The sequence below is a fragment of the Flindersiella endophytica genome (assembly GCF_054779015.1).
This window is the reverse complement of record NZ_BAAGYY010000044.1, coordinates 1-16956: the sequence shown is the minus strand read 5'-3', so window position 1 is coordinate 16956 and position 16956 is coordinate 1. Positions and strand designations below refer to the sequence as shown.

Below are 16956 nucleotides of genomic sequence, written 5' to 3'. Positions count from 1 at the left end.
GCGTGCCAGAAGACTCGGACTCGCAGGTCGAGACGCGGATCCACGAAGGACACATCGCGCCGGGCGCACCGGACTGGGTGTACGTGCCGATCGAGGTGCCGGATGGCGTCGGCGAACTGGCCGTGTCGTACTCCTACGACCGGCCGGAGCCGCCGGCCGGCCAGCAGGGCAACGCGCTCGACGTCGGCATCTTCGACGGCGACGGGTTCCGGGGCTGGTCGGGTGGGGCGCGGACCTCGTTCTTCATCAGCACGGCGGAGGCGACGCCCGGATACGTCCCGGGGCCGATCGGTGCGGGCACGTGGCAGCTGCTGCTCGGGCCGTACACCGTGCATCCGGACGGGATGGCGTACCGCGTCGAGGTGACGCTGCGGACGGGCGCCCGGTCAGCTGATGCTGCCTCCGGGTTCGAACCGCTGCACGCGCCCCTGCGGGCGACCGGGCGCGGGCGGGCGTGGTACCGCGGCGACCTGCACACGCACACCGTTCACTCCGACGGGCAGTGGCAGCCGAAGGAGCTGGTCGACGCGGCTCGCGCCGCCGGGCTGGACTTCATCGTGTCGACCGAGCACAACACCAACACCGCGCACGGGATCTGGGGCCATCACGCGTCCGACGATCTGCTGATCATCAACGGCGAGGAGGTCACGACCCGCAACGGGCACCTGGTCGCGGCCGGGCTGCGGGCCGGCACCTGGCTGGACTGGCGGCACCGCGCGATCGACGGGACCCTGCCGGGTGTGCTGGCCGAGATCCACCAGCAGGACGGCCTCGCGATCGCGGCGCATCCGCACGCGCCGTGCCTGGGCTGCCAGTGGAAGCACGGCTACTCCGGCATCTCCGCGGTCGAGGTCTGGAACGGCGAGTGGACCGTCGACGACGAGGTGTCGCTGCAGGGCTGGAACGCCACGCTGGTGGAGTCCGGCCGGGGCGGCACGTGGTTGCCGGCAGTCGGTGCCAGCGACACTCACGAGTCGTCGTCGCCGATCGGACTGGCGCAGACGGTGGTGCTGGCCGACGACCTCACGGTGCCGGCGATCCTGGCTGGGATCCGGGCCGGGCACTGCTACGTGACGGAGTCGTCAGAGGTCTCGGTCGAACTCCGCGCGTCGGGTGGCGGGTCCTCGGCGGGGATCGGCGAGCGGCTGGCCGTGCCGGCGGAGACCGAGGTGGAAATCGAGGTCGCCGTGAGCGGCGTCCCGGAAGGCTACGTGCGCTTCGTCACCGACGAGGGCTGGCTGGCGCACCTGCCGGTGCCGGCCGGTGGTGGCGTGGTGAGCTGGCGAACCACGCCGGCGGTGTCGTCGTACGTACGTGTCGAGGTCCGGCGGACCGACCAGGACGCGGCGCTCCCGTTCCTGGAACAGATGGCAGCGCTCACCAACCCGGTGTTTCTGGGGCAGTGAGCGCTACGCCGAACTGCTGTTGCCGCGCCTTCGCGTCTAGTGGAACGAGTCGCCGCAGGCGCAGGAGCTCGTGGCGCTGGGGTTGTCGATCGTGAAGCCCTGCTTCTCGATCGTGTCCACGAAGTCGATCGTCGCGCCAAGGAGGTAGGGCGAGCTCATCCGGTCGGTGACGACCTCGACGCCGCCGAACTCACGGACGACATCACCATCGAGGTGGCGCTCGTCGAAGAACAGCTGGTAACGCAGGCCCGAGCAACCGCCCGGCTGCACGGCCAAACGCAGCTGCAGATCGTCGCGACCTTCCTGTTCGAGCAGGTTCTTCACCTTGGTGGCGGCGGCGTCGGTCAGCGTGACACCGGCGGTCTGCTCGGTCTGGGTGGCCTCGGTCATCCGTGCGACTCCCTTATCGGCGTTAAGTCAAAATCTCTGGCTTCGTCGAAGATCAACGATGCCGTGGACACGGGCATTCCCGTGTGCCTCATCCATCGTTGCACAGAGAATCAACGATGCCAGGTACGGGCGGCCCTTTCGGCCAGGGCGATCAGGCTCTGTTCCGGCTGGGCAAAGGCTGTGTCCTTGCCCACCAGATCGACCAGTGAGTACGCCGACTGGACCCCCATCGAGCGCATCTCGCGGGAGCCGACGAGCACCTGTCCGGCCAGCACGATGCACGGGCGAACCACCCGGCCGGCCGCGTCGGCCACGCCGGAGACCACCTTGCCGTCCCTGGACTGGTAGTCGAACGCGCCCTCGCCGGTGATCACCAGGTCGGCCTCGCGAGCAGCGTCCTCCAGGCCGGTCGCCGTGACAATCGTCTCAACGCCGGGCACTCGTTTCCCACCGATCAGCAACAGTGCGTAGCCGAGTCCGCCGGCTGCCCCGGCGCCGGCGGCGTCGGCGAGCTTCCGGTCCGCGGCGACCGCGAGTCGCTCCAGCGCCGCGTCCAGCGTCGGCAGCCGGTCCGGGTGGACGCCCTTCTGCGGGCCGAAGATGTTCGTGGCGCCGCGCAGGCCGAGCAGCGGGTTGTCGACGTCGCTGGCGGCCAGCAGCTCGACCCCGGCCAGCCGGCTGCGGGCCGCGGTCAGGTCGACGCGTTCCAGCCCGGCCAGCGCGATGCCGCCGCCGGTGAGGGCGCCGGCCGGCTCCGCGACCGCGCCGAGCGCGGCCAGCAGGCCCGCACCGCCGTCGTTCGTACCGCTGCCACCGAGGCCGACCACGATCCGCCGGGCACCCGCGTCGACGGCGGCGGCCAGCAGCTCGCCGACGCCGTACGTGATCGCCCGTTCCGGCTCCCGCTGGTCCGGCGGCACCAATGCGAGCCCGCAGGCCTGCGAGGACTCGATGTAGGCAGTTCGTTCGGCGCTGTCGAGGACGAGCAGCGTCGCAGGCGTCGGCTCGCCCAGCGGACCGGCGACAGTCAGCGCGTGGAGCTCGCCGCCGAACGCCGCGTGCAGGACGTCGATGAAGCCGGGCCCGCCGTCCGACATCGGGACCGTGACCACCTCGTCGTCCGGAGCCTGCTGTTTCCAGCCGGCCGCGATCGCGTTGGCGGCCTCGACGGCCGAGAGCGTTCCGGCGAACTTGTCAGGAGCAATCAGCACACGCACCACTAGATCGTGCCGGGTAGGTTCGCAATGTGCTCATCCGCCCCATGCGTAAGGACGACATCCCGGCCGCGCGAGAGCTCAGCCACGCCGCGCTCGAGCTGCTCCGCAGTGGCAACCAGGTCCCGGCACCGCCGTCGCCGAGCGGCAGCGACGACCGCGCGCGGCGAGATGCCCGCTGGGAACGCCGGGCCGCGTTCTTCCTCCAACACGACCCGGACGGTTGCTGGGTCGCCGCCGACGAACTGGGCGATGTCGTGGGCGTCACGATGGCGCTGCGCCGGGAAAACCTCTGGGGGCTGTCGGCGTTCTTCGTCCGCCCCGACCGCCAGGGGGCGGGGATCGGGTCGGCGCTGCTGGAGGCGGTGCTGCGCTACAGCGAAGGCTGCCTGCGCGGCATCATCATCTCGACCGAAGACCCCCGGGCCGCCCGGCGCTACCGGCTGGCCGGCTTCAGCCTGCACCCGACGATGCGGATCAGCGGCGTGGTCGACCGCTCGACGCTGCCCGTCGTGGAGGCCATCCGGGTCGGCGACCTGTCCGACCGTGACCTCTGCGACTCGGTCGACCGTCAGGTCCGCGGCGCGGCACATGGTGTCGACCACGAGTTCCTGAACGAAGAGCACGGCCTGCTGGTGGCCGACACGTTCACAGGCAGCGGCTACTGCTACGTCGACGAGTCCGGCTCCCCCGTCCTGCTGGCGGCGACCAACCGCAAGCTGGCGCAGCGCCTGTTGTGGTCCGCGATCGCCGCGTCGCCTGCCGGGGGCTACGTACGCATCAACTACCTCTCGGCCGCCCAGGAGTGGGCGGTCGACGTCGCGCTGGCGGCCGGCCTGTCGATCCAGAATCAGGGCTATCTCTGCCTGCGCCACATGCGCCCGCCGCAGCCCTACCTGCCGTCGGGCATGTTCCTCTGAGCCGAAACCGTCGGAGCGAACGCCGGCTCAGAGGCCGGGCGCGCCCCAGACCGGGAACCAGCGGCTCAGGTCCTGCTCGACCCGCAGGTCGTTGGCGACCATGCCGCGGACCTGCAGCTCCAGCGCGTTGTCCCGCTGCTGGCCGCCGGTCGGGGCGAAGGGGTAGAAGCTCCCCCGCTTGTAGAGGTAGACCAGCGCCAGCCGCCGCCCGTCGCCGTCGATGAAGACCGCGAGGGAGCACAGCAGGGACGGGCCGAAGCCGGCGGCCTCGAGCGAGCTGTTGACCGCGTGCAGGTCGGTGACCAGGCCGGACATGTCGGACGGGTCGTGGCGTACGACCAGCCAGGTGTAGCCGTACTCGTCCTGGACGCGCTCGACCTTCGGGCCGTCATCGGCGTCCAGCAGCTCCTGGACGTCGGCCTGGGTGGCGGCGAACGCGCCACCCTCGGCCGCGCGGTAGCAGACCGAGCCGGCGCCCGTCGGCTTGAAGCCGCCGGCGACCTCGAGGGTCAGGGCTGCCGAAGGTACGCCGAACAGCTGGTCGAGATCGGGCTTCTTCGGCTGCGTACGCCCGAACAGTGCGTCCAGGAACTTCACCACAGCGGCGGCCTCTCTAGGCGTCGATGGGCCTCGTCAGTCGGTCAGGTCGGTCAGGTCGATCAGTACGTCTCCCGGCCGAGCTGAGCGGCGATCTGCGACAGCTTCTCGATCCGCTTCTCGGTCGACGGGTGAGTCGACAGTATGCCCGCAAGCGACTTGCCGACCGCCGCCGGTGCGAAGAAGAACGCGGACGCCGGCGCGGCCTTGCGCAGGTCGCGCTTCGGAATCTGCTGTACGTCGTCGGAGATCTTGACGAGTGCGGACGCCAGCGCCGAGGGGTTGCCGGTGAGGTAGGCGGCCGCCCGGTCGGCGGCGAACTCGCGGTAGCGGGACAGGGCGCGGGTCAGCAGGAAGCTGATGATGTAGACCGCGATCGAGCCGAGCCAGACGATCGCCATCACCGGGAGGGCGTTGTTGTCGCGGCTGTTGCCGCCGCCGAAGTAGAGCCCGAACCGGAACACCAGCCCGGCCACCACGCCGAGGAACGACGCGATCGTCATGACGGCGACGTCACGGTGGGCGACGTGGGACAGCTCGTGGGCCAGCACGCCTTCGAGCTCTGTGGTGTTGAGCCGGCGCAGCAGGCCGTGGGTCACACAGACCACGGAGTTGCTGGGGTTACGCCCGGTCGCGAACGCGTTGGGCATGTCCATCGGCGAGACGTAGATGCGCGGCTTCGGCATGTCGGCCAGCGCGCACATCCGGTCGATGATCGCGTGCAGCTGTGGGTCCTGCTCGGGCGTCACCTCGCGAGCGCCCATCGCGAGCAGCGCGAGCTTGTCGCAGAAGTACCACTGCGCGAACAACACACCGCCTGCGATCAGCAGCACGAACAACCAGGACACGCCGGCGACGATCAGGCCCGCCACGACCGCGACGTAGAGCAGGCCGAGCAGGAACATGACGAAAACCATGCGGCCGGTCAGGCCCCGGTCGGCGGTGAAACGCGTGTGCGCCATTCAGGTCTCAACTCCTACTTTCATACCTTGAGGAGAAACGACGAACGGGCCCCAGACGTTCCCGGAGCCCGCCGCTGTCGTGTGTTCGGCCTGATCAGAGCATGGTCAGCGCGCTGCTCAGCCCGGGATCAGGCCCTCGTCCCCGAGGAGGTCCTTGACCTCGTCGACCGTGGCGTCGCTCGGCGGCAGGAACAGGTCGGAGTCCTCGAGAGAGTCGTCCGGCAGCTTCGTGCCGACCGCCCGCACCTTGTCGAGCAGCTCGGTCAGAGCCGTACGGAACGACGACTCGTCGCCGGCGTTGATGGCCGACTCCAGCGCGGAGTCGAGCTTGTTGAGCTCACCGAGATGCTCGTCGGCAACCTTCAACTGACCTTCGCCCAGGATCCGGACGATCATGCTTCCCCCTGCTTGGGTGCGTCGGCAGGCTTGTCGGCCTGCGCGGGGGTCGCGGGCGCGGCCTCGGGGGTCGTGCCCTGGCCCTCGATCTGCCGGGGCGGCTCGGCGCCGCCGCCCAGCTGAGCCTTCATGGCGGCCAGCTCGGACTCGACGTCGTTGCCCGAAGCCATCCGCTCGAGCTCGAGCGAGATGTCGTCCTTGCCGGTGCCCGTGACGTCGTCGAGCGCGCCGGAAGCCAGCAGCTCGTCGATCGCGCCGGAACGGGCCTGCAACTCGGCGGTCCTGTCCTCCGCACGCTGTACGGCCAGACCGACGTCACTCATCTCTTCGGAGATGCCCGTGAAGGCTTCGCCCACGCGGGTCTGCGCCTCGGCGGCGGTGTAGGTGGCCTTGATGGTCTCCTTCTTCGTACGGAAGGCTTCCACCTTGGCCTGCAGCCGCTGGGCCGCCAGAGTCAGCTTCTCTTCCTCGCCCTGCAGCGTCGCGTGCTGCGTCGACAGGTCGGAGATCTGGCCTTCCAGGCCGGAACGCCGGGTGAGTGCCTCGCGTGCGAGGTCTTCGCGGCCCATGCCCAGCGCCTTCGACGCCTGGTCTTTCAGCTTCGCCGACTGCGACGTGAGCTGGTTCATCTGGAGCTCGAGGCGCTTCCGGCTGGTCGCGACGTCAGCGACGCCACGGCGAACCTTCTGGAGCATCTCGAGCTGCTTCTGGTAGGAGTAGTCAAGGGTCTCGCGTGGATCTTCGGCACGGTCCAAGGCCTTGTTGGCCTTCGCGCGGAAGATCATCTGCAAACGGCTGAAGACGCCCATAGCGGGAGGCCGCCCCCTTCTGTCAAGGCTAAGGCCGGTTGGGTCCGGAGCTCATGCTTGTTCGTTCGGCTTAGCTTCATAGGCTCAGCGCTCTTGTCGTACAGTAACGGTGATCACCCTATGCCCGTTCCCTACCCAAAGGCGACCCCACCTCTCGTGTTCCGACGCCGTACGACCACGCAGGATTCCTCCGACGCCGCCCAGGCCGCGTCCGAAGAGGTCCAGGACCAGTCGCGCGAAGCCGCGCGGAGCGGCAAGGGCCGCCCGACCCCGAAGCGCCGGGAGGCAGAGGCTGCCCGAAAAGCCCGGGTTCAGGCGCCGAAGGACCGCAAGGACGCCGTACGCCAGCAGCGGGCCAAGAGCCGCGAGCAGCGCGCCAAGATGAACGAGGCGATGAACAACCCCGACGAGAAGCACGAGCGCAGCCTGCCCGCTCGTGACCGGGGCCCGATCCGGCGGTTCGTCCGCAACTACGTCGACGCGCGCCGGACGCCGGCGGAATACCTCCTGCCGTACTTCCTGATCATCTTCGTGATCATGCTGATCCCGCTGCCGATCGCGCAGACGATCGCGCTCACGATGTGGGTGCCGGCGCTGATCTTCGTACCACTCGACCTGGTCTACCTCGGCTTCAAGCTGCGCAAGGAGCTACGCGAGAAGTTCCCGAACGAGTCTCACCGCGGTGCCGTGAGCTACGGCATCATGCGGGCCACCCAGCTGCGGCGGCTCCGGCTGCCGAAGCCGCTGCTCAAGCCGGGCCAGCCGATCCCGCCGGTCAAAAACTACTGACCGGCCGGATCGGCCCCTTGGCTCAGTCAGCAGCGTGGAGGCTCATCGGTCCGTAGACCACGCGCTCAGCCTCGAGCAGCGTCACCTGATCGACCCCCGCGGCCAGCAGGTCGCGCCAGAACTCACCGACCCAGCTCTCGGCGTCGCTCTGGGACGGAAACTCCGCCCGGCCAAGATCGCCGGCGTCCACAGGGCTGCCGGAGCTGTTCTCCAGCCGCCAGGTCCAGGTCATCGGCATCGAGCCCTCCCACTCAATCTGTCACGGCGTACTGCACAATCAAACCGTACGAGGTCACGAAGCAGGGGAAGCCGGTCGAAGTCCGGCGCTGACCCGCAACCGTAGGCCGCTCTCCTACCCGAGTGCGGCGAGCCGGAACGCCTGCTCAGTGATCAGGCTCCACGCAAACCCGTCGAGGTCTACGGGCGGAGCCGGGTTCAGGCTCCCGCGAGCCCTCCCCCGGTCCCCGCGCTCGGACCCGCCCTAAGGGAGGACTCATGGTCAGAGGGCACAGGTCCGGCTGGCGATTCATCTCCGGTCTGCTCACTCTGATAACCACCGCGCTCTGCTTCACCGTTTTTTCCGGTACGGCGCACGCCGACGCGTACCGCTTCTGGGGGTTCTGGCAGCTCAAGGACGGCGCCTGGGCGTTCGCGACCAAGGGCCCGGCCCAGGTCACGCCGGCGGACGGCTCCGTCGAGGGCTGGCGCTACGCCATCTCCGGCAACGCCACCGGGCAGCGCGTGCCGCGCGCGACCGCCACGTTCGACCAGCTCTGCGCCTCGACCCCGGCCGCGGCCGGGAAGAAGCGAGTCGGCGTCGTGATCGACCCGGGCAGCGCCAACGAGGCACCGAACGGCGTGACACCACCTGCGGCGCGCGGCGCCTGCGCCGTCGTCGACCCGAAGGCGACGTCGGCCCAGGTGCTCGGCCAGGTCGGCGGCGTCCGGGAGGAGAAGGGCCTGATCTGCGCGATCGACAGCTTCCCCTCCGCCGGCTGCGGCGACCCGGTGAAGGACGCCGACGTGCCGAAGATCCCCTCGCCGGAACCGAAGATCCAGCTGCAGCTCGCCCAGCCGGCGCCGGCGACCACGAAGCCGGCCGACAAGTCGGCCAGTGCGTCTGCCTCGCCCACGACTGACTCCGCGACGAACGCGGATTCGCCTGGGGACCAGGACGGCGGCTTTCCCGTCTGGCCGGTCATCGTGGTGGTGATCATCGTCCTGCTGGCGGCGGGGGCGTTCTGGCAGGTCCGGCGCCGCAACGCGGGAGCGGGATCGTCGTCCGGATCGACTGACGACTGACGATCTGATGATGTATCGGCGCCCGCACCTGGGCGCGCTCACTCCCCTGACGGCCACGGCTGCCTGCGATTTCGCCGCCGCCGCCGCTGTCGTCGGGCGGGCGAGCGCGCCCCAGGCGCGACGCCGGTGGCCGGGTCGAGCCGGGGGCATCCCGATGACCCCACACAGCCTGCGCCCGGACGCGCTCCATCCACTGCTGACTCTCCTCGTCGGCCACCTCACCGCCGCTGCCATGACCGTCGGCCGGGCTGGCGTGCCCCAGGCGTTGGCCGGTGGCCGGGGCAGGCTGGAGGCGATCCGATGACGCCGCGGCGGTTGCATCCGGGGGCCTGGTGGCTGTGGGCACTCGGGCTGGCGACGGCGGCGAGCCGGACCAGCAATCCGTTGCTGCTCCTCCTGCTCGCCGCGGTCGCCGGGTATGTGGTCGCGGTGCGGAGGACGGGGGCGCCATGGGCCCGCTCGTACTCCGCGTTCCTCAAGCTTGGCCTGCTGATCATCGCGATCCGGATCGTGTTCCAGACGGTGTTCGGCGCCGCTGTGACTGGCCGGACCGTGCTGTTCACGATTCCCGCCGTGCCGCTGCCGGAGTGGAGCGGAGGCCTGCGGATCGGTGGCCCCGTCACGCTCGAGGCGCTGGCCGCGGCGGCGTACGACGGGCTGAAGCTGGCGACCGTCCTGGTCTGCGTCGGCGCGGCGAACGCGCTCGCCAACCCCAAGCGGCTGCTGCAGGCGATGCCCGGCGCGCTCTACGAGCTGGGCGTCGCGGTCGTGGTCGCGATGACGTTCGCGCCCCAGCTGGTGACTGACGCGGGCCGGGCGCGGGCGGCGCGCCGGCTGCGCGGGCGGTCCGACCGCGGGCTGCGGGCACTACGTTCGACGGCGGTGCCGGTACTGGAGGGCGCGCTGGAGCGGTCGGTCGCGCTGGCCGCGGCGATGGACTCTCGCGGGTACGGCCGGACCGCGGCGGTCTCGGTCCGTTCCCGCCGGGTGACCGGCGGCCTGGTACTCGGCGGGCTGCTCGGCGTCTGCGTCGGAACCTACGGCCTGCTCGACGGCGGGTCGCCCGCGCCACTCGGGTTGCCGATGCTGCTGGCCGGCGCGCTCGCCGCAGCGGCGGGGCTCGCGCTGGGCGGGCGCCGGACCCAGCGCTCCCGCTATCGCCCGGACCCGTGGCGGCTACCGGAATGGCTGGTCGCGCTGTCCGGTGCGGTGGCCGCCGCCGGCTTCATCTGGGCCGGCGTCAGCGGTGCCGAAGGCCTGCAGGTCTCGACCGTTCCGCTGACGTTCCCGCCCCTGCCGGTCGTACCGACGATCGCCGCGCTGGTCGGGCTGTTGCCGGCCTGGCTGTCCCCGCCACAGCGCGGAAGAGCTCCGGTGAGCTGCGCCGACCAAGCCACCACCCGCCACCCCGGCCCGCTGACGCCACCGGCCCGGCTGTCCCCGTCGCCGGCTGAGGAGGCGCTGTGATTCGGTTCGAGTCCGTGACCGTCCGGTACTCCGACGCGGCTGAGCCGGTCCTGCGCGACGTCAGCTTCGAGGTGCCGGAGGGCGAGCTGTGCCTGGTCGTCGGGCGTACGGGGACCGGCAAGACCACGTTGCTGCGCGCGATCAACGGGCTGGTGCCGCACTTCACCGGGGGCACGCTGTCCGGCCGGGTCGTCGTCGACGGGCGCGATACTCGCACTCATCGGCCGCGCGATCTCGCCGATGTCGTCGGCGTCGTCGGTCAGGATCCGCTGGCCTCGTTCGTCACCGACACCGTTGAGGACGAACTGGCCTACGGCATGGAGTCGCTCGGCATCGCGCCTGACGTGATGCGCACGCGCGTCGAGGAGACGCTCGACCTGCTCGGGCTCGCCGACGTACGTACCCGCCCGATCCTCACCCTGTCCGGCGGCCAGCGGCAGCGCGTCGCGATCGGGTCGGTGCTAACCATGCATCCACGCGTGCTCGTACTCGACGAGCCCACGTCCGCGCTGGATCCGGGCGCGGCCGAGGAGGTGCTGGCCGCGCTGCAGCGGCTGGTCCACGACCTCGGCGTGACCGTCGTACTCGCGGAGCACCGCCTGGAGCGCGTCGTGCAGTACGCCGACCGGGTGATCTTCGTACCCGGCAACGGCTCCGCGGTCGAGGTCGGCCCGCCCGAGCAGATCATGGCCCGGTCCACCGTGGCGCCGCCCGTGGTCGAGCTCGGCCGGCTCGCGGGCTGGCAGCCGCTGCCGCTGTCCGTACGCGACGCCCGGCGGCTGGCCGGCCCGCTGAGGGACCGGCTCGCCGGTCTGCAACCCGCTCGCCCGGACACCGCGGGCGGCGGTGAGGCCATCGTGACCATCCGGGATCTCGTCGTGCGGTACGGAAGGCGGGACAGCCGCCCGGCCGTACGCGACCTGTCGCTCGAGTTCTCCGCCGGCGAGGTGGTCGCGCTGATGGGCCGCAACGGAGCCGGCAAGTCCTCGCTGCTCGGCACCCTGGCCGGGCTGGTCCGGCCCGCCAAGGGCTCGGTACGGGTCGGCGGGCTCGACCCGTCGGCCGAGAAGCCCGCCCGAATCGCCCGCGCGGTCGGCCTCGTACCGCAGGAACCAGGCGATCTCCTGTACGCCGAGACCGTCGCCGCCGAGTGCAAGCAGGCCGACATCGACCTGCACGCGCCGCCCGGCCGCTGCGCCGAGATCCTGGCGCGGCTGGCGCCCGACGTACCACCGGACCAGCATCCGAGGGACCTGTCGGAGGGCCAGCGGCTCGCGCTCGCGCTGGCCGTCGTCCTGTCCGGCGAGCCGCCGGTGATCCTGCTGGACGAGCCGACGCGTGGGCTCGACTACCTCGCGAAGGCCCGGCTGGCCGAGATCGTCCGTTCCCTGGCGAAGGACCGGGCGATCGTGTTCGCGACACACGACGTGGAGCTGGTGGCCGAACTGGCGAACCGGGTCGTCGTGCTGGCCGACGGCGAGGTGGTCGCCGACGGGCCGACGCCCGCGGTGATCGGTGCGTCGCCGATGTTCGCACCGCAGGTCGCGAAGGTGCTGCGGCCACAGCCGTGGCTCACCGTCGACGAGGTGGCGGAAGCGCTGGAAGCCGCGTCGTGAACCCCGCATCGCCGCTCCAACTCCGGCCGCGAGCGCTGGCCACGCTGGTACTGGCCTCGCTGGTCGGCGTCGTCGGCTACGCGTGGCCGTTCCTCGCCGGTACGGCGAGCCAGATCTCCGGGCACTCCGGCGACGCGCCGTACTTGTTCATGCTGCTGCTCGCGCTCGTCGTCGCGGTCGTGCTGGCGGAGCTGTCCGAGGGTGGGATGGACGCCAAGGCGGTCGCGATGCTCGGCGTACTGGCGGCGGTCGGGACGGCGCTGCGCGCACTGAGCCCCGGCACGGGCGGCTTCGAGCCCATGTTCTTCCTGGTGATCCTCGCCGGACGGGTGTTCGGCGCCGGGTTCGGCTTCGCGCTGGGCTCGGTCACGATCATCGCGAGCGCACTGGCGACGGGCGGAGTGGGTCCGTGGCTGCCGTTCCAGATGCAGGGGCTGGCCTGGGCCGGACTGTTCGCGGGGCTGCTGCCGCCGGCGACCGGACGGGCCGAGCGAGTCCTGCTGGCCGCGTTCGCGGCAGTCGGCGGGCTGGGGTTCGGCCTGCTGCTGAACCTGACGTTCTGGCCGTTCTCGACGACGCTGCCGCCCGGACTGGCCTACCTGGCCGATGGCGGACTAGCCGCCAACCTGCGGCATTACGTCACGTTCTACGTGTCGACCTCACTCGGCTGGGACCTGATCCGCGCGGTCGTGAACGCCCTGCTCGTCCTGCTGGCCGGCCGCGTCGTGCTGGCCACCCTGCGCCGAGCCGCCCGGCGGGCGGCGTTCGAGGCACCGGTGGAGTTCGTCAGCCCGGAAGTCAGCACGGAGCGAACTCGCCGGCCCAGCCGCACCCAGCAGTAAGACAAACGCCCGTCCGCCGACCGGCGGCCAGCCGCTCCGGCAGCACCCCATGCAAGACCCGACGCCGGTTGAGGAAGCCCTCCGCCCGGCAGGTCGCGGCCAACGCGCGGCGCCGGGTGCTAGCGCTGGGCGATCTCGTCGGCGAGGCCGTACCCGACCGCCTGGTCGGCGGTGAGATACCGCCCCGTACGCAGGTCGGCGGCGATGGCGTCGGGTTGGCGGCCGGTCGCCTCCGCGAGTACTTCGACGAAGGCTTGGTGGCGGTTGAGGTAGTCCTCGGCCCGGCTGCCGATCTCGGTGGCCGAGCCCTTGAACTCCGGGCCTTCCGGTTCCCTCAGCCCGAACCGCGCGTGTGGGTACGCGAGCCGCTTCGGCGCCGCGGCGTACGCGGCCACGGCCGCGCCGGTCACCTCGCCGACCGCGACGGCGGTGAGCTCAACGCCCAGTACGCCGATCGTGTCGACCAGGCTGAGCGCCGCGCCGATGTCGCCCGACGGGCTCGCCAGGTGCAGCCGGATCGGCTCGGCGGCCAGCGCTTCGAGCGTCAGCAACTGGGCCGACACGCGAGTCGCGCGCTCGTCGTCAAGCGGACCTTGCGCGAGCACGATCCGCCGTTCGAACAGCTGGCTGTGGAGGTAGGTCTCGAAGTCGATGCCGCGTTCGCCGATCATCGGTCCGCCTTCCGCGTCCGGGTGATTCCGAGGTCGAGGGACTGGCCGATCGCCGCTGCGTACTTCTCCAGCGTGGACAGCCTCGCGTCGACGTCGCCGGCCTCGAGCCGGGCGACGGCAGACTGCGACGTGCCCATCCGGGCGGCTACCTGGGTCTGCGACAGGCCGGCGGCGTGCCGCAGCTCGACCAGCTTCGCTGCCAGGTCACGGCGGCGCTCCGCCATCTCCCGGAACCCGGGCATGATCGGCAGGTTGTCGTCCATACCGGAAACGATATCTCGGGTACGAGATAAGCCAAGCGGTTACGCCTTCGGCGAAACGTCCACGAACGGCGGCTTCTTCACCGTGAACTGCTCCTGCCGGCCCCGGACGTCGACGGTGAGCGTCGAACCCTCGGCCACTCCGGCGTCGAGCAGTGCGAGGCCGACCCCGACCCGCCGGGTCGGCGAGAAGGTCCCGCTGGTCACAAGCCCGACCGGCGAGCCCGCCTCGTCCAGCACCTGCATGCCCGGCCGCGGGATGCCCCGGCCGACGGCCTCCAGCCCGGTCAGCCGCCGCTTCGGTCCGGCTTCACGCTCGGCGACCAGCACGTCGCGGCCCCAGAACGCCGGCTTCTTCCAACCGACCGCCCAGCCGATCCGGCCCTCGACAGGCGTGACGTCGAGCGAGATGTCCTGGCCGTGCAGGGGATAGCCCATCTCGGTCCGCAACGTGTCGCGCGCGCCGAGCCCGCACGGACGGATGTCGTACGCCTCGCCCGCGGCCAGCAGCGCATCCCACAGCGAGGCGGCACCTGCGACCGGGACGACCAGCTCGTAGCCGTGCTCGCCGGTGTAGCCGGTACGGCAGACCGTGAGCGGCGAGTCGTTCCAGGCCGACTCGACGAACGACATGTACGAGTGACCGACCGGAAGGCCGACAGCGGTGAGCACCTCGTCGGACCTCGGCCCCTGCACCGCGAAGATCGCGTAGTCGTCGTGCTGGTTGGTCACCTCGACGCCCTCGGGCGCCGACTCGGCCAGCCGGCGTACGACCTCGGCGGTGTTGGCGGCGTTGGGGACGAGGAACATCTCGTCGTCGCTCTTGTAGTAGACGATCAGGTCGTCGACGATGCCGCCGGACGCGTCGTCACAGCACAGGGTGTACTGCGCCTTGCCGGGCTCGATCTTGGCCAGCGAGTTGGTGAGCGTCGCGTCGACATACGCGGCGGCGCCGGATCCGGCCACCCGGGCCTTGCCGAGGTGGCTGACGTCGAACACTCCCACGGACGTACGCACCGCGGCGTGCTCCTTCAGCACGCCGCCACCTGCGTATTCGAGCGGCATCTCCCAGCCGCCGAACTCCGCGAACTTTGCGTGCAGGGCCACGTGCTGTTCGTTCACAGGGGAATGCTTCATGTCGGTGAACCTACAATGCGGCCGATCCGTCGACATACGATGCATCGCCGAAGGTTTTTTACCGTCAACGAGGAGTCTTGCTGTGAGCCCATCCGGTCCGTCCATCGCGGTGCGCAAGGCGGCGCCCGCCCAGATCAAGGCCGATGCACTGGTCATCGGCGTCCACCCGGACTCGGGCGGCGTAGCGCTAGCGGATGGCGCCGAAACCGTCGACGCCGCGTTCGAGGGCCTGCTCACGGCGACGCTGGCCACGCTCGGCGCCACCGGCAAGGTCGAGGAGATCTCGCTCGTACCGTCCGGCGGCGCGGTCTCCGCGCCGCTGGTCGTGGCCGTCGGCCTCGGTTCCGACTCCCCTACTGCTGAGCAGGTACGCCGGGCAGCCGGTGCGGTCAGCCGCCGGCTCGCCGGCAAGGCCACCTCGGTCGCGTTCGCGGTCGACGGGACGGCGGAGCAGCTCGGCGCGCTCGCGGAGGGCGCGCTGCTCGGGGCGTACGCGTTCGACCAGTACCGGAGCAACGGCAGCGAGCGCAAGCGGCTGGGCTCCGTCACGGTGCTGACCGAGCAGTCCCGCGACGCCGGCGTGAAGCGGGCGCTGGCCCGGGCGCAGGCGGTCGCGCGGGCGGTCAACCTGACCCGTGACTGGATCAACATGCCGGCGTCCGACTTCTATCCGGCCGAATTCGCCAAGGCCGCCCGGACCGAAGGCAAGAAGCTCGGCCTGGACGTCGAGATCCTCGACCACAAGGAATTGACTGCCGGTGGATACGGCGGAATTCTCGGTGTCGGTAAGGGCTCCGAACGCCCGCCACGATTGGTGAAACTCGCTTACCGGCATCCGAAGGCGAAAGTCAGCCTCGCATTCGTCGGCAAGGGAATCACGTTCGACACCGGTGGCATTTCGCTGAAGCCGAACGAAGGCATGCTCACGATGAAATGCGACATGAGCGGAGCGGCCGGCGTACTCGCGGCCGTGACGGCTGTCGCCGAGCTCGAGCTGCCCGTCAACGTCACGGCGTGGGCGCCGATGGCCGAGAACATGCCGTCCGGCACGGCTCAGCGGCCATCCGACGTCCTCACAATCCGCGGTGGCAAGACGGTCGAGGTGCTCAACACCGACGCCGAGGGCCGCCTGGTTCTGGCCGACGGCCTGGTCCGGGCCGGCGAGGACAAGCCGGACGTGATCGTCGATGTGGCGACGCTGACGGGCGCGTGCATGATCGCGCTCGGCGGCCGGGTGTTCGGGATCATGTCGAACGACGAGGGCTTCGCCCAGCAGGTGAAACAGACCGCGGACCAGGTGGGCGAGAACGGCTGGCCGCTGCCGATCCCGGACGAGATGCGCGAGCGGCTCGACTCCAAGATCGCCGACCTGGCCAACGTGGCGTCCGGGCGGTACGGCGGCGCGCTGGTGGCGGCAGCGTTCCTGCGCGAGTTCGTCGCCGACGACGTGCGCTGGGCCCACCTCGACATCGCCGGCCCGGCGTACAACGACGGCGCACCGTGGGGCTACACCCCGGCCGGCGGCACCGGCAGCGGCGTGCGGACGCTGATCGGGCTGGCCGAGGCTGCCGCCAACGGCGACCTCTGAGCCGGCGGACCAGCTGATCCTCGACCCTTCGCGAATGACCACGTTAACCACGCATTTGGCTGGTTAACGTGGTCATTGAGCCTTTTTCATCGTGGCTTGGGGTGTGTTGGTGCGTGACGTAGCAAGGCCCTCCCGGTAGTTGAAGTGATTGTCGAAGTCACATCGTGCCGGGAGGGCCTCGTGTTGTCTTGTCCTGCCAGTTTGGCGTTGCCGGGTGAGTATGTGTCCTTCCTTGCTGGGCTGATCGGTGGGCACCAGAAGGCGATCGGGTCGCGGTGGCGGCGGCTGAGCCCGGGCAGGCAGGCGCTGCTGGTGTTGGTGCACCTGTTCAAGAACGAGCCGTTTGAGCAGGTCGCGGACGCGTTCAAGGTCGGGACCGCCACGGCATGGCGGTATGTTCAGGAAGGCATCGCCCTGCTGGCTGGCCAGGCAGCCTGACCGAGGCGTTGTGGCGCTCAGCCTGGTCAGCGTCGAACTTTGTCTTTGTGGATGGCACGCCTGTGCCGATCGACCGGGTAACCGGCGTCCCTGACCCGCCGGCACCGGCCGATGCCGGCAAGGGCCAAGTGGCGCGGGTCAAGGCCGCCAAA

At 70.5% G+C, this 16956-nt stretch carries 20 protein-coding genes; 10 read left to right on the top strand and 10 right to left on the bottom strand.

Features of this window, described 5'->3' with window-relative positions; genetic code table 11:
* Positions 1-2 precede the first annotated feature (2 nt).
* On the top strand, positions 3-1406 hold the full coding sequence (locus ACYVF6_RS44980; protein ID WP_460532944.1) for a CehA/McbA family metallohydrolase: 1404 nt from the start codon (positions 3-5) through the stop codon (positions 1404-1406).
* Positions 1407-1442: 36 nt separating this feature from the next.
* On the opposite strand, the gene ACYVF6_RS44975 is transcribed toward ACYVF6_RS44980, so the two are convergent.
* Together ACYVF6_RS44975 and ACYVF6_RS44970 are read right to left on the bottom strand one after the other, a co-directional pair.
* Positions 1443-1796, bottom strand: coding sequence for a HesB/IscA family protein (locus ACYVF6_RS44975; protein WP_460532941.1), 354 nt, complete (start codon positions 1794-1796; stop codon positions 1443-1445).
* A gap of 110 nt (positions 1797-1906) precedes the next feature.
* Positions 1907-3013 carry a glycerate kinase family protein gene (locus ACYVF6_RS44970; protein ID WP_460532938.1) on the bottom strand — a complete coding sequence of 369 codons (1107 nt, stop codon included), beginning with the start codon at positions 3011-3013 and terminating at the stop codon, positions 1907-1909.
* 29 nt (positions 3014-3042) lie between these two features.
* Between ACYVF6_RS44970 and ACYVF6_RS44965 the strand changes: the two genes are divergently transcribed.
* On the top strand, positions 3043-3930 hold the full coding sequence (locus ACYVF6_RS44965; RefSeq protein WP_460532935.1) for a GNAT family N-acetyltransferase: 888 nt from the start codon (positions 3043-3045) through the stop codon (positions 3928-3930).
* Positions 3931-3957: 27 nt separating this feature from the next.
* Here ACYVF6_RS44965 and pspAB read toward each other — a convergent pair whose 3' ends face one another.
* The 4 genes from pspAB to ACYVF6_RS44945 form a co-directional block, all read right to left on the bottom strand.
* Entirely contained in the window at positions 3958-4530 is a 573-nt protein-coding gene (gene pspAB / locus ACYVF6_RS44960; RefSeq protein ID WP_460532932.1) for a PspA-associated protein PspAB, read from the bottom strand.
* Positions 4531-4589: 59 nt separating this feature from the next.
* Positions 4590-5489 (bottom strand): zinc metalloprotease HtpX, encoded by a 900-nt coding sequence (gene htpX / locus ACYVF6_RS44955; protein WP_460532929.1) that lies wholly within the window; start codon positions 5487-5489, stop codon positions 4590-4592.
* A 117-nt stretch (positions 5490-5606) separates the two neighbouring features.
* Positions 5607-5885, bottom strand: a complete 279-nt coding sequence (gene pspAA / locus ACYVF6_RS44950; protein ID WP_460532926.1) for a PspA-associated protein PspAA — start codon at positions 5883-5885, stop codon at positions 5607-5609.
* Positions 5882-6694, bottom strand: a complete 813-nt coding sequence (locus ACYVF6_RS44945) for a PspA/IM30 family protein (protein WP_460532923.1) — start codon at positions 6692-6694, stop codon at positions 5882-5884. Before ACYVF6_RS44945 ends, pspAA begins: the two co-directional genes overlap by 4 nt.
* Positions 6695-6850: 156 nt before the next feature.
* Between ACYVF6_RS44945 and ACYVF6_RS44940 the strand changes: the two genes are divergently transcribed.
* Positions 6851-7483: a DUF3043 domain-containing protein gene (locus ACYVF6_RS44940; protein WP_460532920.1), complete on the top strand. Its 633-nt coding sequence runs from the start codon at positions 6851-6853 to the stop codon at positions 7481-7483.
* A gap of 22 nt (positions 7484-7505) precedes the next feature.
* Here ACYVF6_RS44940 and ACYVF6_RS44935 read toward each other — a convergent pair whose 3' ends face one another.
* Positions 7506-7721 carry a hypothetical protein gene (locus ACYVF6_RS44935; protein WP_460532917.1) on the bottom strand — a complete coding sequence of 72 codons (216 nt, stop codon included), beginning with the start codon at positions 7719-7721 and terminating at the stop codon, positions 7506-7508.
* A gap of 257 nt (positions 7722-7978) precedes the next feature.
* On the opposite strand from ACYVF6_RS44935, the gene ACYVF6_RS44930 reads away from it, so the two are divergent.
* From ACYVF6_RS44930 to ACYVF6_RS44910, 5 genes are all read left to right on the top strand, one after another.
* The gene (locus ACYVF6_RS44930; RefSeq protein ID WP_460532914.1) at positions 7979-8785 is read left to right on the top strand and encodes an SCO2322 family protein; all 807 of its coding nucleotides are present in this window, start codon (positions 7979-7981) and stop codon (positions 8783-8785) included.
* A 154-nt stretch (positions 8786-8939) separates the two neighbouring features.
* Complete coding sequence (locus ACYVF6_RS44925; protein ID WP_460532911.1) at positions 8940-9089, top strand: hypothetical protein; 150 nt, start codon at positions 8940-8942, stop codon at positions 9087-9089.
* On the top strand, positions 9086-10252 hold the full coding sequence (locus tag ACYVF6_RS44920) for an energy-coupling factor transporter transmembrane component T family protein (RefSeq protein WP_460532908.1): 1167 nt from the start codon (positions 9086-9088) through the stop codon (positions 10250-10252). The genes ACYVF6_RS44925 and ACYVF6_RS44920 overlap by 4 nt, the downstream gene beginning before the upstream one ends.
* Positions 10249-11868 carry an ABC transporter ATP-binding protein gene (locus ACYVF6_RS44915; protein ID WP_460532905.1) on the top strand — a complete coding sequence of 540 codons (1620 nt, stop codon included), beginning with the start codon at positions 10249-10251 and terminating at the stop codon, positions 11866-11868. The genes ACYVF6_RS44920 and ACYVF6_RS44915 overlap by 4 nt, the downstream gene beginning before the upstream one ends.
* On the top strand, positions 11865-12710 hold the full coding sequence (locus ACYVF6_RS44910) for an ECF transporter S component (protein ID WP_460532902.1): 846 nt from the start codon (positions 11865-11867) through the stop codon (positions 12708-12710). Before ACYVF6_RS44915 ends, ACYVF6_RS44910 begins: the two co-directional genes overlap by 4 nt.
* A 119-nt stretch (positions 12711-12829) precedes the next feature.
* Here ACYVF6_RS44910 and ACYVF6_RS44905 read toward each other — a convergent pair whose 3' ends face one another.
* Genes ACYVF6_RS44905 through gcvT form a run of 3 tightly spaced genes read right to left on the bottom strand, consistent with a single transcriptional unit; the run spans position 12830 to position 14778 of the window.
* Positions 12830-13381, bottom strand: a complete 552-nt coding sequence (locus ACYVF6_RS44905; RefSeq protein WP_460532899.1) for an ATP-dependent Clp protease proteolytic subunit — start codon at positions 13379-13381, stop codon at positions 12830-12832.
* Positions 13378-13644 carry a helix-turn-helix domain-containing protein gene (locus ACYVF6_RS44900; protein ID WP_460532896.1) on the bottom strand — a complete coding sequence of 89 codons (267 nt, stop codon included), beginning with the start codon at positions 13642-13644 and terminating at the stop codon, positions 13378-13380. The genes ACYVF6_RS44905 and ACYVF6_RS44900 overlap by 4 nt, the downstream gene beginning before the upstream one ends.
* A gap of 39 nt (positions 13645-13683) precedes the next feature.
* Positions 13684-14778, bottom strand: coding sequence for a glycine cleavage system aminomethyltransferase GcvT (gcvT, locus tag ACYVF6_RS44895; RefSeq protein WP_460532893.1), 1095 nt, complete (start codon positions 14776-14778; stop codon positions 13684-13686).
* An 82-nt stretch (positions 14779-14860) separates the two neighbouring features.
* On the opposite strand from gcvT, the gene ACYVF6_RS44890 reads away from it, so the two are divergent.
* Both ACYVF6_RS44890 and ACYVF6_RS44885 read left to right on the top strand, forming a co-directional pair.
* Positions 14861-16366: a M17 family metallopeptidase gene (locus ACYVF6_RS44890; protein WP_460532890.1), complete on the top strand. Its 1506-nt coding sequence runs from the start codon at positions 14861-14863 to the stop codon at positions 16364-16366.
* A gap of 222 nt (positions 16367-16588) precedes the next feature.
* On the top strand, positions 16589-16804 hold the full coding sequence (locus ACYVF6_RS44885; RefSeq protein ID WP_460532887.1) for a helix-turn-helix domain-containing protein: 216 nt from the start codon (positions 16589-16591) through the stop codon (positions 16802-16804).
* The last annotated feature ends 152 nt before the right edge of the window (positions 16805-16956 follow it).

Excerpts from the sequence above, each read along its gene's own strand:
- ACYVF6_RS44975 (WP_460532941.1), bottom strand. The coding sequence starts at position 1,796 with ATGACCGAGGCCACCCAGACCGAGCAGACCGCCGGTGTCACGCTGACC.
- htpX (WP_460532929.1), bottom strand. The coding sequence starts at position 5,489 with ATGGCGCACACGCGTTTCACCGCCGACCGGGGCCTGACCGGCCGCATG.
- pspAA (WP_460532926.1), bottom strand. The coding sequence starts at position 5,885 with ATGATCGTCCGGATCCTGGGCGAAGGTCAGTTGAAGGTTGCCGACGAG.
- ACYVF6_RS44945 (WP_460532923.1), bottom strand. The coding sequence starts at position 6,694 with ATGGGCGTCTTCAGCCGTTTGCAGATGATCTTCCGCGCGAAGGCCAAC.
- ACYVF6_RS44935 (WP_460532917.1), bottom strand. The coding sequence starts at position 7,721 with ATGCCGATGACCTGGACCTGGCGGCTGGAGAACAGCTCCGGCAGCCCT.
- ACYVF6_RS44930 (WP_460532914.1), top strand. The coding sequence starts at position 7,979 with ATGGTCAGAGGGCACAGGTCCGGCTGGCGATTCATCTCCGGTCTGCTC.
- ACYVF6_RS44925 (WP_460532911.1), top strand. The coding sequence starts at position 8,940 with ATGACCCCACACAGCCTGCGCCCGGACGCGCTCCATCCACTGCTGACT.
- ACYVF6_RS44920 (WP_460532908.1), top strand. The coding sequence starts at position 9,086 with ATGACGCCGCGGCGGTTGCATCCGGGGGCCTGGTGGCTGTGGGCACTC.
- ACYVF6_RS44905 (WP_460532899.1), bottom strand. The coding sequence starts at position 13,381 with ATGATCGGCGAACGCGGCATCGACTTCGAGACCTACCTCCACAGCCAG.
- ACYVF6_RS44900 (WP_460532896.1), bottom strand. The coding sequence starts at position 13,644 with ATGGACGACAACCTGCCGATCATGCCCGGGTTCCGGGAGATGGCGGAG.
- gcvT (WP_460532893.1), bottom strand. The coding sequence starts at position 14,778 with ATGAAGCATTCCCCTGTGAACGAACAGCACGTGGCCCTGCACGCAAAG.